Here is a 13,312-nt window from a genome sequence, read left to right as displayed (position 1 = left end):
ATTTTCAGGCAATAATTCCGCTCGAACTGATCGGTTCGCAGTGTAAATTTGATATTTTTTTTACCCGCACTAAATCGGAGTGCTGGCGCTGCGTTCAAACACATCGCGGATAATCTGGCACTGCGATGCTGGACGAACGCGCCATGTCCGTGGCAATGGAGCCTGCGGGGGAACGGTAAGGAGGATATCGGTGTTGTCTGAAGTACAAGAAATCACTGAATGGTTGTTGAAGGAAGGTCGTTTTCTGGCAGACGATTCTGCGATAGTTGCAGAATACGCCATTCGGATGCGCAAGGCAGGTGTTCCGATCGAACGCGTCAACATCGCTCAACGGTTTGCCAATCCATTGCTGGTTGCGCGCGGTGTCATTTGGACGGAGACAGAAACGCGCGCTTACAGCCAAACCCACTAGCTCCAAAGAACCACACTCGGGACCTTCAGCGACGAAATGGTCAGCGTGTAAGGCACTCCCAGTTTGGCAACGCAATGAACGTCCGCTTTCCGCCCTGGTGGGACATTCGTTGCGACGCGATATCAAAACCCACCGAAAGATAGCGTTGAGCCCCAGCTCTACTGCTCTCCCTTTTCGCCCAAACTCCGAATAATCTCACGTTGCCTTTCCAGCGTCACGGGCATGTATGCGGAGATCGTTGTTGCGAGGTGTTCATGACCCATGTTCTGAGAAAATGCCTTGCGATCCTCCATCGTGTTACAGATCTTGTCCATCAGCATAGCGTGGGTCTTGCGCAGGGTATGAGCGCTGAACGGCCGCATGCCCGCGCTGAGAAAAGCTGATTTGAATATCTGGTTTATTTTCTGCCCGTTCGCGTAAGGCTCGCGCGAAAGTCCGGCGACAGCGAACTTTCCCGTTGGCGTGCCCATTTCTGCCTTCGGAAACATTGCGTCTGCGGGTCCAAACATCAGCTCCTCGCGCAAATACGTGACCCAATTCTCCAGACAGTTTTGGTACATTGGATCCATCGGCAGGAAGTTTGATTCGATATACTTGCCATTCTTTGTCTTCACCTCCCTTCCATCCTGATAGAGAATGCGCTCAACGAGATCGATGTGACCGAGCCGCAGGGAGGCTACGGCGCCATCTCTTGCACTCGTCAACATCAGAAGCGCGAAGACAGCCTTATCACGCCGCGCGAATATGTCGTTTTCCGGCATCTGCCGAAAGGCGTGGTCGCATTGTTCGATTGAAGGATATGCAACCGGGCGCTGGGCATGGGCAGCACGCGCCTCGCGGGCGTTGTTGTTGAAGTATGCGGCGTCCGAATACGTGATCCGGGTCCGGTAGCCGGCTTGGGTGGAAAGCCATTCAACAAAGGCCTTGACCAATCGAAGGGAGGCATCGCGGGTGGTCACGCCAAGTTGCTTGCCGGTGCGTGCGTTCTTCCGCCGCTTCATGTGGGTTTTATATTTGGTCGCCCACTCACGCCGAAACGCCTTGAACGATTTGAATGCGATCGCTTCTTCAAAGCCCAAGAGCGCGGCTGCGACCTTGTCCAGTGAGCTCTCATCTTGGCCCTTTGCCTCGCGCAAATAGATCAGATACTCTCGTTTGATACGCTCATTTTCCGCGTTGAATTTCCGCATGATTTTGCCTCATGGCTGAAGTGATGATTTTACCTGTGCTTCAAGGGTTCCCTTAGGGATCTCGACTGTCGCTGCCATCAATCTCGTAAATTTCGTCCCAGGCTGGCAGATCGGCCTTTTTGACGTTGACGCGAACCGACCCCTCGCACTCCTCACAAAAGGCAATCATTACTCCGCCAGATGTATCTTTGCGGTGATAGGACGCCATTCCAAAGGCAGCGCCGCGGGGGTCCTTGCAGCGCATGCAGTAGAACTGTCCGATCTTCAACGGACGCTTCCTCTTTGCCTTCATGTCTTCAATGAAGGCTTTCAAAGCACATCCGAGGATCAGGAATGGACGGGTCTCATTCAGGACATGAAGACCGCGTTTGGTCCACGCGCGGATTGTCTGCGGTGTTGCATTGACGGCCTCGGCAGCTTCCTCGACCGTGTAAGTGTGGTGTGCCTTCACGCGGGCAGCGCTGATGCGCCCGCCCATCAGTCACGAACTCCGGTTGGCTCAACGCGGTTTGCCTCAGCCCAGGCATTCAGATCAGTACCCTGGTAAATAATCTTGCGTCCGAGCCGATAGAAAACTGGCCCGGTGCCGCGGTGACGCCATTGGGCAAGCTTCTCGCGGTTGCCAATGATGTCGAGTTCCGGATCGCCGAGCACGTATGCCCGGGTGTTGTCGAATAGTCTTGCCATGATCGTGGCCCTTGCTGGTTAACGCTGGCCACGTTTGATCATTCTCGATTACGTTTGAAAAAATGCCGATAGACGATCAAAAGAAGGTCTTAGTCTTTCGGGTCTTTTTTCGGTTTTGAAACGCGAGCGCTGGCTTTGAGGAGACTCCTCTCGTCCTGTTTCTTGGTTCCGACCTGGAACAAACCGCCCACGGTTGCGAGGCCCGGTGGACGAGCCGTTTTCAGATCATCGTCATTCAAATGTTTCACAGCCCAGGTCGCATAAATCTTTTCGCGTGCATCTATCTCCAGGATTTCGAAGACATCTCGCAATGCCCGGGTGTAGCCGGTAGAAGGTTCACCCGTTTCCCCGGATGTTCCATAAGTTGGACGCTCGCCAACCTCTCTTGCATAAAGCCTTGCCAACCTCAGGGCGATTGCCCGCGCATAGTAGTCAGGCGCACGATGAGGCAGGTTCCAAAACTGTTCCCGCTGATCCTCCAATTCCTGCAAACGCTCTTGAAATGCGTTGCGCAAGTCATTCATCACATGAAGACCTACATTAAAGCCCCCGATTTCGACAACGTTTCGACGGACAAGATCGGTGCAGGTGTCGGGAGACGCTCGCGGCAACGACTTTCTCATGATGACGTCAATTGCGATTGCCAGATCCAAATATTCTCGTTGTGTTTTGTCATTTTCTTCGTCGGGAAACACTGCCTGGAAAAAGGATTGCAGGTTTTCCAGGCCGGCTGTGACCGCATCATATTGCCTTTGAAATTCTTGTTTTGAGTCGAATTGCGTAGGCTTATTGACATCGAACGGTGGTTGTCTTTCCGAAAACACACCAACCATTGGCTCGACTGCTCTGCCGAATGGCGCAAGCATCACATTGACTATGCTATAGAGTTTCTGGACGTCTTCGGCCGGCAGGGTTCTGAAACCAAGGTGTTGCATAAAGGTAGGCTGACTCACCCCTTAGTGCATTACAATGGCGTTGATTGAATTATTTCGAATTTCACACTGAATACACTAAGTCCCCGAAACAGTTGCCTTTGTGCATTAAACTTTTGAGACTTTTGCTAGAAACGCTTCAACTGCCTTGGCTGCCAGACACAAATTCGGACCATTTTATCAACAGTTCCCGCCGCTTTTCGAGCAGATCAGAGCGCGCATAGGCCTGTTCGACGGCTGACCCGATTCGGTGAGCGAGACTCATTTCCGCAATTTCGCGGGGCGCATGGGCATATTCACTGGCCCAATCCCGAAACGTGGATCGGAAGCCGTGAACGGTGACGCCTTCTATCTTCATGCGGCGCAAGAGCATCAGCATCGCCATATTGGACAGCGGTCGGTTACGCTTCTGACCTTCGAAAACGAATTCAGAGTTCAGTGCCTTCAAAGGCTCGATGATGGAGAGCATTTCGTCCGTTAAAGGCACGCGATGTTCAAGATCGGTTTTCATCCGATTGGCTGGGCAGGTCCAGAGATTGTCGTCAAAATCGATCTCTTTCCAGCGCATGCCGAGCACTTCACCAGTTCGGGCCCCCGCCAGACACGTGAACATGAGTGCTTTGGCGGCCATTGCCGATCGTTTGCGAACGTCGGCATAAAATGCGGGTACTTCTTGCCAAGGCATTGCGCTGTGATGTCTGACCTTTGCCTTCACCTTGGGAAGCACATCGGCATTCTTGACTTCGTTGACAGGGTTCTCCCCTTGCCGGAAGCCTTTTGACTTAGCGACTTCCAACACGACCCGCATCCGTTGCATCAATCGGCGCGCAGTTTCAGGCTTTGCCGTCCAGATCGGCGACAGGCAGGCAAGCACTTCGGGCTGGCCAATGCCATCTACGGGAAGATGGCCTAATTTCGGAAAGGCATAATCCCTAAGGGTGTTGATCCATTGCTGGCCGTGCTTATCATTCTTCCAAGTCGGCAGCCGATCGATGTGAACCTGGCGCGCTATCTCTTCAAATGTGGGTATTTCCTTCTTGGCATTGTAGCGCGGGTTCAACCCCTGCTTGGCCAGGCGACGAAATTCCAGAGCACGGCTACGGGCTTCTTGAAGCGTCACTATATCGGCGCCACCAAGGCCGAAATCGGTGCGCAGCGGCTTGCCCTGCCTGTTCCGCTGTCCCTTGACTGTAACCCGCACAATCCACCGCCGAGCGCCCGACGGATCGACAACAAGATAAAGCCCGTTTCCGTCGCCGTGCCGGCCTGGACCAAGCTTCTCAACAGCACGTTTTGTGAGCTTCCCAGAAATCATGACAAAGGCAACTATACCACGCTTCATACCACACAGTGTACGAAATCGAGTATAATCGAATTAACGCGAACGGCATAGCGAGACGAGCAGTCCGTCCGCTTTTTGGCTTAATTAAGCCAATGTACAGGTCTGGAAGAAACTCAAGATGTGGGTAGAATGGCGGACAGAGAGGGATTCGAACCCTCGATACGGTTGCCCGTATACACGCGTTCCAGGCGTGCGCCTTCAGCCACTCGGCCACCTGTCCGTTCCAGGCTGAACCCGCCTGAGTGCCGCGCAATATACTCAGCCTGATCCCAAGTGCAAGCGCCCAAACACGTTTTTTTTGAACGCTTGACGGGCTGTGGAGCATGCTCCTCATTTCAGGGTGCGAGGTGCCGCTCGAGCGCAAATCCGGAGTGGCTTTTTCGATGGAACTCACAAGAATGTGTTGCATATCAATTATTGAACAAGAAAATTGAGATATTACTCTAAGGACGTTGAGGCGTGCTTTGTTTTTGAAGTGGCCGACGTGCTTGAAACCAAAGGGATATTAACGAAGGGCACCTTGAAAAAGGTCGGTACCGACATGATTAGTATTGTTAAATTTGTTTTTCGCCTGACGGGTCTGGCATTTCTCGCCATCGCCATAATTGCCGGCATTTCCGACGCCAGCACCTCCATTGCTCAGTCGCAGGTTCAGCTCCAGCCGCTCGGGCAGCTGTTGTTCAGCCTCTTCCCCGACACGTTTCCGATCCTCCAGCCCGCCATTGAACGTCATGTTCATCCGGCACTTTGGGATCCGGTTCTGCTGACGCTGATGACCTGGCCGGTCTGGGCCGTTGCCGCACCGCTTGGCCTCGGCTTTCTCTGGATGGGCGCCCGCCGCGGACGCATTCAGCCGCAATTCGCCTGAGGTTCGGCAAGACACGCATTCGTGAACTCACTTGGAAACGGCTCACAAGTACGCCACATTACGGGCAATGCTTGTGACGCCGTTCCGGCCGTTCCCGCGTGACGGGGAAGGGCCGGCCTTTCCAGGAGTTTGCCAATGTCCTTCATGACCATGCTCACCAAAAAATTCTCCCTGCCGGGCAAGGACGAAGCCCTGCCGGGGCGCGACGCGGCCATTGAACCCGGCGAAGCACACTTCGTGAACGGCAACCCGATGAAGGCTCCCTATCCGGAAGGCATGAAGACCGTGCTCCTCGGGATGGGCTGTTTCTGGGGCGCGGAGCGGTTGTTCTGGCAGTTGCCGGGCGTCCACGTCACCGCCGTCGGCTATGCGGGCGGTTACACGGCGAACCCGACCTATCACGAAACCTGCACCGGACGGACCGGTCATACGGAAGCGGTCCTTGTTGTGTATGACCCTGAAGTGATCAGCCTGGAAGACCTGTTGAAGGTATTCTGGGAAAACCACGATCCGACGCAGGGGATGCGGCAGGGCAACGACACCGGCACCCAGTACAGGTCTGCAGTCTATGTCAATGCTGCCGGCGATCTGGAGCTTGCACTGAAAACAAGGGATGCCTACCAGGCAGCCCTTTCCAAGGGTGGCGTGTCCGCGTCGATCACAACCGAAATCCGCGAACTGGATACGTTCTACTTTGCCGAAGACTATCACCAGCAGTATCTGGCAAAGAACCCGGCGGGGTATTGCGGCATTGGCGGAACCGGGGTTGCCTGCCCGGCCGGGATCGGTCAACCGGCCTGAATGTGGCGCAGATAGAAACGGCTTGCGGCGGTCTGGCCGCCGCGAGCATCCGTGCCTTGTCTGGCATCGGGAAATTTGACAGGGTTTCCTGCGCGGTGCACTCGTCCGGTTTCTTCAAACGCGCGAAAAAGTCGTATATCTCGTTCGTTTCTCAGCGATAATTCAGTTTTTATTAAAATAACAGCGAGATCTTCAACACCGGAGAAGGTGTACATGGGGGTCTCACGATGAGCCGCTTCGCAAAGCTTTTTGCGGCCGTCTATTTTCTGATCTGCAGCGCGGTCGTTCTGTCTGCGTCCCTGGTGCCAAGTGGTGCCGGTCCCGTTGCCGTTTTCGCCAAGCCGTGGGGCAAGTCCGCCGTTGAAGTCATTGCTGCAACCGAGGCACCGGTGATCTTCGTGCGGAACGGAACCTGGATCGCGTTGACGGAATCCACCGACACCGAGTTAGTTAGCCGGCTCTACGATGCAGGTGCCGGATTTGTTGCCTCAAGCGCTGTCGCAATGGCGTGCGCGCGCTTGTCGGGCCTTTCACTGGAGAAGAATTCATGAGCGAAATGGCGGCGGGGGTCTCGGGCCTGGATTGCTTTCGGGAGCGGTTTTCCAAGATCGTGATCTATTTCACGTGGTTCAATGTTGGCCTCGTTGCAGTCGCGGCCTGGCTGGTCGGCAATGTCTCGATCGGCCTTGTTGTCGGTGGCGCATTTCTGCTCGGTGCGGCCGCGACGGCCTGCTGGCTGAAATTCGGTGCAGGCGTCGAAACGCGCCTGGCGACCGCCATGTCCCTTGCCGGCCTCGTCGCGCTTTTCGTTGCTGCCCTGTCGACACCGGACGGACAGAACTCGTTCCAGCTCGACGGCCACATGTATTTCTTCGCGGTTCTCGCGATCCTGGCGAGCTGGGTCGATTGGCGTGCGCTTGTCGCCTATGCAGCGGTCGTTGCCGTGCATCACCTGGCACTGAACTTTCTCATGCCCTGGGCCGTGTTTCCGAACGGTGCGGATTTCGCGCGGGTTGTGTTTCACGCACTCATTGTGGTTGCTGAGGTCGGTGCGTTGTGGTGGATGACAAACTCGCTGGCAACCGCGTTCACAGCGTCTGACCAGGCGCGCGAAGAGGCGGAAAAAGCCCAGTCGGAAGCGCTCCTGCTTCAAGAGGAGAATTCCCGCCACACGGATGCGGAGTTGGAAAAGCAGCACACGGTCAGCGAACGGATTGCCGTGTTCCAGCAGGAAATTGCCTCCAAGCTTGATGGTGTCGGGGTCAAGGTTGCCGAGATGCGCGGCTCCGCTGAGGAGCTGGGTGCCGTTGCCCAGGACACCACCGGTCGTGCGACCTCGGTTTCCGACGCCTCAGAAACTGCATCGTCGAATGTGCAGATGGTGGCTTCGGCGGCAGAAGAGCTGTCCTCGTCGATTGCCGAAATCTCGCGTCAGGTCGAGCAGACAACCGAAATCGTGATGAAGGCGACGGAAAACGCGCAGACCAGCAACCGCAAGGTCGCGGGGCTGTCGGAAGCTGCCAACCGTATCGGCGAAGTCGTTACGCTGATCCAGGCGATCGCCGAACAGACCAACCTGCTTGCCCTGAACGCCACGATCGAGGCCGCACGGGCAGGTGAGGCCGGCAAGGGCTTTGCGGTTGTCGCCTCCGAGGTGAAGGAACTCGCGACACAGACATCCAAGGCGACCGAGGAAATCGGTGCTCAGATCTCGGCCATCCAGGCGGAAACCAAGGGTGCCGTTGAATCGATCGGCGCGATCGCGGAAACCATGGACGAGGTCAACAGCTACACGGCCGCCATTGCCGCTGCCGTTGACGAACAGGGAGCAGCGACCCAGGAGATTTCGCGCAATGTCGCCGAGGCAGCCGACGGCACCGGCCGGGTTGCGGAAAACATCGGCGGCGTCCGCGAATCGGTCGAGCGCACCAGCCGCTCCGCATCTTCCATGGCGGATGCAACGGAGGTCCTGGACGCGGAGACATCCGAGATGCGCAACGCCATCGATGCCTTCCTGCAGGATGTGGCTGCCGCTTAATCAACCAAAAATGACGCATCGGAAAAAAAGGCCGGCTACACTTGAGCCGGCCTTTTTTTTATCCTGAGTACAGAGTGTTTGACTTGTTGCCGCTCGGATGTCATGAGCCGCACTTCGAAAGACAACTGAGCGGTCTGGCACAGGGCAAAAAATGGTCGAGACGTCTGCCTGCATCGGAAATCGGCATGTGGCAACCGAAGGCAAGCTTCTGCCCGGATCGGTACTGTTGCTCGACCTGTTGAAACAGCGCTCCGCCAGACTGTTTGAAAACCCCGCCGAGATCGTCTCCTGCACCGCGCTGGAAAACGTGCCGGGTTGTCTTGCAAGGCTGGAAGCCGCGCAGGGCGAGGGCAGGTTCGCCGCTGGATTTCTCGCTTACGAACTGGGTTTCGCGTTCGAGGAAAAGCTCAAGCACCGCTTCGAACCAACGGATGAGCCCCTGCTGTGGTTCGGCATTTACGACAGTGTGCGCGAAATCCCTATCGATGTGGCCAAAGAGCTGTTGTCCCGGTCCGCCGTGTCGGAGGATGCTGCGCTCGGTGCGCCGGTCTTCGACATGGAGCGGGAGACCTATGCCACCGCGTTTGAGCGTGTCCGCGATCATCTGGCAAAAGGCGACATCTACCAGGTCAATCTGACCATGCGGGCTCAGCTGTCCCACGAGGGGGCTCCCGAAGCGCTCTTTCTGGATCTGATGCAGCGTCAGCCTGTCGAGTTCGCCGCGTTCATCCGCATGCCGGACAGGTCGGTTCTGTCGCTGTCGCCGGAGCTGTTCCTGGAACGGCAGCGGGACGTCTTGCGCACACGGCCGATGAAAGGCACCGCGCCCAGGGGCCGCTTCGCTTCGGAAGACAAAAGGATCGCGAGGGATCTGGCCAGCGATCCCAAGCAGCGGTCCGAAAACACGATGATCGTGGATCTGATGCGCAACGACCTGTCGCGTATTGCCGACACCGGTTCTGTCAGGGTGACGAAACTGTGCGAGGTGGAGCGCTACAAGAGCCTTCACCAGATGACCTCGACCATCGAGGCGAAGCTTCCCGGACACGCCGGGTTTTCGAGCATTATCCGGAACCTCTTTCCATGCGGGTCCATTACCGGTGCACCGAAGCTCAGCGCGATGCAGATTGCGCACGATCTGGAGAGCGGGCCGCGCGGCATCTATACCGGGTCCATCGGCTATCTCGCGCCTGGCGGGGACTTTCGCCTGAACGTCGCGATCCGGACGCTTGTGCTTCGCGACGATGGTACGGGCCAGGCCGGGACCGGGTCCGGGGTCGTGTTCGATTCCGGTGCTGCGCCTGAATATGACGAGTGCATTCTCAAGCTCAAGTTCATGACCGAGGATATTCCGGATTTCGATCTGATCGAGACAATGGCGTATGATCCTTCGGAGGGCTTTCTGCTATTTGAACGGCATTTGCAGCGGTTGCAGAAATCCGCGGACTATCTCGGCTTCCGGTCAGATCCGGACGCCGTTCGCGCCGAATTGCTCCAAAAAGCTTCACACTTCACCGGGCCCCGGCGGGTGCGCCTGCTCATGAATGCGGATGGTGAGATTTCCATCACCTCAACCGACCTGACGCCCGTGGATGCAAACACGGTTTTTAATCTCGTTCTGGCGACGGAAAGAACACGGTCATCCGACCGCTTCCTCTATCACAAGACGACGAACCGCGCTTTTTACGATGAAACCCGCGCGCGCTACCAGGCAGAAACCGGGTGTCAGGAAGTGTTGTTTGTGAACGAAGACGGCTTCCTGACCGAAGGAAGCTACATGACGTTGTTCCTCAAAAAGGACGGAATCTTGCTGACGCCGGCCCTTCACCACGGTCTGCTGCCTGGCACGTTCCGCGCAGGATTGCTGGAGCGCGGACTGGCGCGGGAAGCCGATCTGACAGAGGAAGATCTGGCAACCGCCGAAACGGTCTTTGTCGGCAATTCCGTCCGGGGACTGGTGCGTGGGCGTCTTCTGGCCACGGCACAAGCTGCAGGCAAAGACAACGCGCATGCCGCCGAGCCGATCGTTGCGCGCCAGGCAGGTTGAGACCGGTCGTGAAGCCTCTTTTGGATGACGTCTTCCCCAATGTTGTTCGCAGGCGCGCGCACGCTTAGGATCGCCTGATGGGCCGCATTCTGGAAACCGAACTCTATCAGCCTGTCAAAGCGTACCTCACCGAACAGGGATACGAGGTGAAAGCCGAAGTCGGGGCAGCGGATATCGTTGCGTGCCGGGGAGACGAGGATCCGGTAATCGTCGAGCTGAAGACAGGCTTCACGCTGAGTCTTTTCCACCAGGCCATTGCGCGCCAGTCGGTGACGGACGCGGTCTATGTTGCCGTTGCGCGTGGGTCCGGGCGGCGCTTCCAATCCGCCCTGAAGAATAATCTCAAGCTCGCGCGGCAGTTGGGTCTTGGCGTGATCACGGTCCGGCTGGCCGACGGACTGATTGAGGTTCACGCCGATCCGGCGCCTTACGTGCCCAGAAAATCAAAGCCGCGCAAGGACCGTTTGCTCAGGGAATTTGCCAGGCGCGTCGGCGATCCCAACACGGGCGGGTCGACACGCGTCACGCTGGTGACCGCTTACCGCCAGGATGCGCTGCGTTGCGCGGACCATCTGAGTACCAACGGCCCGAGCCGCGGCGCGGACGTGGCCAAAGCCACGGGTGTTGCCCGGGCAACCCGGATGATGGCGGATGATCACTATGGCTGGTTCGAGCGCGTTGAACGCGGCATCTACGGATTAACTCCGAGGGGCATGCAGTCGCTCGCAGAGCGGGAACAGGACGCCTGATATTGTGCCCCCGTCAGACGGCGCACGGACCTCAGCCCGGCTGGAACAGCTCCACGACATTGCCTGACGGGTCCTCGCACAGGACCTGCCGGCCGCCCGGGCCTTCGACGATATCGTTTTTGAAGCGCACGCCGGCGCCGCGAAGATCGCCGGCTTTCGCGGCGATATCCGGAACGACCACGACAATCCTGTTCCATCCGCCCGGGGCCGGCTTTGAGCCGTCCGGCATCGGCTTGGACGCCGAAGCCAGCGGACCTGCAAGCCAAAGCTGCAGATCATCGTTGCTCAGAATCGCCATGGCGGGTCCATACTGCTGATCGAGCACGAAACCGAGCTGATCCCTGTAGAAAGACACCGCTTGATCGACGTCGTCGACAATGTAGCGAAATGTAGCCATGCCAATCTCCTGCTCAGCGTTTTCAGGCGGTCACGCTAGCGAGTTTAACACACGCCTTGGGTGGTCTGCGAATGCTGCACACGCAGCGTGGAGAATCTTTTGGTTGGAACTCGCGTGGGTTTTCTGTTCCCTTGTAACGAGAAGCTCAGTTACAGGGAATGGCATCTTCCATCGCGCTCAGGAAAAGCCAGGACGCATCGAGGTGTCGTTGCGCCTTGTTGTTGCGAAGATACTCCACGAAAAGCTCGACATACTGCTTGTAAGAGTATTCGTTGCTTATGCATATGTCCCACGGATATTCGGTGCCGTCCCGTTTCGCCTTCTGGGTGCCCGCTGATATTTGCGCAAGAGAACCGACGACATAACCGTAGCAGACATCCTTGCTGACTGGCCGGCCATACTGACAGGCCGAAAACAAATCGTTGCCTGATATGGCATGCGCCGGTTTCGCATCCATGAGCGAGACTAGGGCAATGACTGCCAAAGCCAATCCGAATGTCCGCATTTGGTTCCTCCCCTCTTGTGTGCTTGTCACACCTCTCTACAGAGTTTTGGAGATGTCAATCGGTGATTACCTGGCAGGCTGCCACGCGACCACCTCCAACTCAGGCCAGAGATCCTTCATCCGCTTCGCCTTTTCGATGTAGGTCTCCTCGTTCGGCTGTACGTAATTCGGCACCAGACGCATGGCAAAGAGGTTCGCCAGCCCGAATGGCGCGTGAATGTCGAGCGTGCCGCTTGCTGTCAGGCGCGCTGCAACCGCATGCGTTCGGGCCGCATAGGTCGTCAGCGCGTCCATGGAGCAATCGAGCGGCCGGTAGGGGCGACCGAAGCGCTGTTCGTACCACAGGTGGACCCGAGCCTGGTTCCGGACTTCAAGCAGATCCGCGAATTCAGGCAGAGCTTCGTTGACGCGCCTGATGACCTGGTCTTCCGCCTCGTAGGAAAGGTCTTGCCCGTCAAAATAGATGACGTCGAAATCCTTGATGCCATGGAGCAGCGCCCGGTTGGTCAGGACATTCCAGACGGTCTGGTAAAGCCCTCCTGAAACCAGCCACGCATCGGGCAGATCGAGATCGCGGATGGCGGCAAGGATATCCATGATGTGCGGCACAGACGCGATCACGTCATGCAAATGGGCGATGCGGTCTTCCTCGCGCGCCTGATACGGATCGCCGAGCAGGTCCGTCTTGCTGATGCCAGATCGTTGCGTCATGGGCTGGTCCTCTTTCCGGGCCGCCGACGCTATCCGATTCTGACGCTCAAAGCATACGTAGCTTTTACGAGGCCGTCGGGCACAGTTGAAAATGAGTGACCAGATGTACATCCGCCTCTTGCTTGACACACCTGTTTCCGGTGCCATGTTGAAGACGGGGCAGCCAGATTTGGATGGTTCGAATGAAGATGTTTTCCGAAGACTTTTCGAAATCCCTGCGCAAATGCATGGTGTTGGCAGTCGGGGCAACGGCACTCACGGCAGTTTCGGTTCAGGTGTCGCAGGCGCAGTCCGGCAGGCCCGACACGCGCTCGCTCAGCTGTGGACAGGTGCAGTCGCTGATCAAGCAGAACGGGGCGGCGGTCCTTCGCACCGGGCAATACACGTTCGACCGATACGTCTACACGCGGAATTTCTGCCAGCACGGAGAGGTCACGAACAAGCAGTGGGTGCCCACCAAGGATGTCCGGCAGTGCCTGGTGCGCGTCTGTATTGATCCGAATATCCTGAGGTTCAACGACTTCTAAAATACAGATGCCTTGTATCGGCCAGGTAAACGGCCGCGATGCGGGATTGATGCGTTCGAATGAGACAGACAGTCGTCGGAACACGGCTTCCGGCGGCTCGCTCAGT

17 protein-coding genes and 1 tRNA gene are annotated in these 13,312 nt (G+C 57.1%); 8 read left to right on the top strand and 10 right to left on the bottom strand.

Annotation, left to right across the window (positions count from 1 at the left end; translation table 11 throughout):
- Window positions 1-193: 193 nt before the first annotated feature.
- Complete coding sequence (locus RDA78_RS01565) at window positions 194-412, top strand: hypothetical protein (protein WP_434053621.1); 219 nt, start codon at window positions 194-196, stop codon at window positions 410-412.
- A 158-nt stretch (window positions 413-570) separates the two neighbouring features.
- Here RDA78_RS01565 and RDA78_RS01560 read toward each other — a convergent pair whose 3' ends face one another.
- From RDA78_RS01560 to RDA78_RS01535, 6 genes are all read right to left on the bottom strand, one after another.
- Window positions 571-1,602 carry a site-specific integrase gene (locus RDA78_RS01560; protein WP_434053620.1) on the bottom strand — a complete coding sequence of 344 codons (1,032 nt, stop codon included), beginning with the start codon at window positions 1,600-1,602 and terminating at the stop codon, window positions 571-573.
- 52 nt (window positions 1,603-1,654) lie between these two features.
- Window positions 1,655-2,080: a hypothetical protein gene (locus RDA78_RS01555; protein ID WP_434053619.1), complete on the bottom strand. Its 426-nt coding sequence runs from the start codon at window positions 2,078-2,080 to the stop codon at window positions 1,655-1,657.
- Window positions 2,080-2,289, bottom strand: a complete 210-nt coding sequence (locus RDA78_RS01550; protein ID WP_434053618.1) for a hypothetical protein — start codon at window positions 2,287-2,289, stop codon at window positions 2,080-2,082. The genes RDA78_RS01555 and RDA78_RS01550 overlap by 1 nt, the downstream gene beginning before the upstream one ends.
- Before the next feature lie 89 nt (window positions 2,290-2,378).
- Window positions 2,379-3,242, bottom strand: coding sequence for a hypothetical protein (locus RDA78_RS01545; RefSeq protein ID WP_434053617.1), 864 nt, complete (start codon window positions 3,240-3,242; stop codon window positions 2,379-2,381).
- Between the two features lie 118 nt (window positions 3,243-3,360).
- A complete protein-coding gene (locus RDA78_RS01540; protein WP_434053616.1) occupies window positions 3,361-4,563 on the bottom strand; it encodes a tyrosine-type recombinase/integrase in 1,203 nt (400 codons plus the stop codon).
- A 130-nt stretch (window positions 4,564-4,693) separates the two neighbouring features.
- Window positions 4,694-4,783 (bottom strand) — tRNA-Ser (locus RDA78_RS01535).
- Window positions 4,784-5,047: 264 nt separating this feature from the next.
- Between RDA78_RS01535 and RDA78_RS01530 the strand changes: the two genes are divergently transcribed.
- The gene (locus tag RDA78_RS01530; RefSeq protein ID WP_434053615.1) at window positions 5,048-5,431 is read left to right on the top strand and encodes a hypothetical protein; all 384 of its coding nucleotides are present in this window, start codon (window positions 5,048-5,050) and stop codon (window positions 5,429-5,431) included.
- Window positions 5,432-5,566: 135 nt separating this feature from the next.
- Entirely contained in the window at window positions 5,567-6,232 is a 666-nt protein-coding gene (msrA, locus tag RDA78_RS01525; RefSeq protein ID WP_434053614.1) for a peptide-methionine (S)-S-oxide reductase MsrA, read from the top strand.
- Here the strand turns inward: msrA and RDA78_RS01520 are convergent.
- A complete protein-coding gene (locus RDA78_RS01520; protein WP_434053613.1) occupies window positions 6,220-6,447 on the bottom strand; it encodes a hypothetical protein in 228 nt (75 codons plus the stop codon). The genes msrA and RDA78_RS01520 overlap by 13 nt on opposite strands.
- Before the next feature lie 12 nt (window positions 6,448-6,459).
- Here RDA78_RS01520 and RDA78_RS01515 point away from each other — a divergent pair, with 12 nt between their 5' ends.
- The 4 genes from RDA78_RS01515 to RDA78_RS01500 all read left to right on the top strand — a co-directional run bounded on the left by RDA78_RS01515 (window position 6,460) and on the right by RDA78_RS01500 (window position 11,066).
- Window positions 6,460-6,783, top strand: a complete 324-nt coding sequence (locus RDA78_RS01515) for a hypothetical protein (RefSeq protein WP_434053612.1) — start codon at window positions 6,460-6,462, stop codon at window positions 6,781-6,783.
- A complete protein-coding gene (locus tag RDA78_RS01510; protein WP_434053611.1) occupies window positions 6,780-8,270 on the top strand; it encodes a methyl-accepting chemotaxis protein in 1,491 nt (496 codons plus the stop codon). The genes RDA78_RS01515 and RDA78_RS01510 overlap by 4 nt, the downstream gene beginning before the upstream one ends.
- A gap of 151 nt (window positions 8,271-8,421) precedes the next feature.
- On the top strand, window positions 8,422-10,317 hold the full coding sequence (gene pabB / locus RDA78_RS01505; RefSeq protein ID WP_434053610.1) for an aminodeoxychorismate synthase component I: 1,896 nt from the start codon (window positions 8,422-8,424) through the stop codon (window positions 10,315-10,317).
- A 77-nt stretch (window positions 10,318-10,394) separates the two neighbouring features.
- Window positions 10,395-11,066 carry a DUF2161 domain-containing phosphodiesterase gene (locus tag RDA78_RS01500; RefSeq protein ID WP_434053609.1) on the top strand — a complete coding sequence of 224 codons (672 nt, stop codon included), beginning with the start codon at window positions 10,395-10,397 and terminating at the stop codon, window positions 11,064-11,066.
- 31 nt (window positions 11,067-11,097) lie between these two features.
- On the opposite strand, the gene RDA78_RS01495 is transcribed toward RDA78_RS01500, so the two are convergent.
- The 3 genes from RDA78_RS01495 to RDA78_RS01485 form a co-directional block, all read right to left on the bottom strand.
- Window positions 11,098-11,463 (bottom strand): VOC family protein, encoded by a 366-nt coding sequence (locus RDA78_RS01495; protein WP_434053608.1) that lies wholly within the window; start codon window positions 11,461-11,463, stop codon window positions 11,098-11,100.
- A gap of 145 nt (window positions 11,464-11,608) precedes the next feature.
- Window positions 11,609-11,968 (bottom strand): Rap1a/Tai family immunity protein, encoded by a 360-nt coding sequence (locus tag RDA78_RS01490; RefSeq protein ID WP_434053607.1) that lies wholly within the window; start codon window positions 11,966-11,968, stop codon window positions 11,609-11,611.
- Window positions 11,969-12,034: 66 nt separating this feature from the next.
- Window positions 12,035-12,679: a nucleotidyltransferase family protein gene (locus tag RDA78_RS01485; RefSeq protein ID WP_434053606.1), complete on the bottom strand. Its 645-nt coding sequence runs from the start codon at window positions 12,677-12,679 to the stop codon at window positions 12,035-12,037.
- A gap of 182 nt (window positions 12,680-12,861) precedes the next feature.
- Here RDA78_RS01485 and RDA78_RS01480 point away from each other — a divergent pair, with 182 nt between their 5' ends.
- Entirely contained in the window at window positions 12,862-13,206 is a 345-nt protein-coding gene (locus RDA78_RS01480; protein WP_434053605.1) for a hypothetical protein, read from the top strand.
- The last annotated feature ends 106 nt before the right edge of the window (window positions 13,207-13,312 follow it).

Source organism: Roseibium sp., assembly GCF_051016195.1.
Taxonomy (GTDB): domain Bacteria; phylum Pseudomonadota; class Alphaproteobacteria; order Rhizobiales; family Stappiaceae; genus Roseibium.
This window is presented reverse-complemented; position numbering and strand designations above follow the sequence as displayed.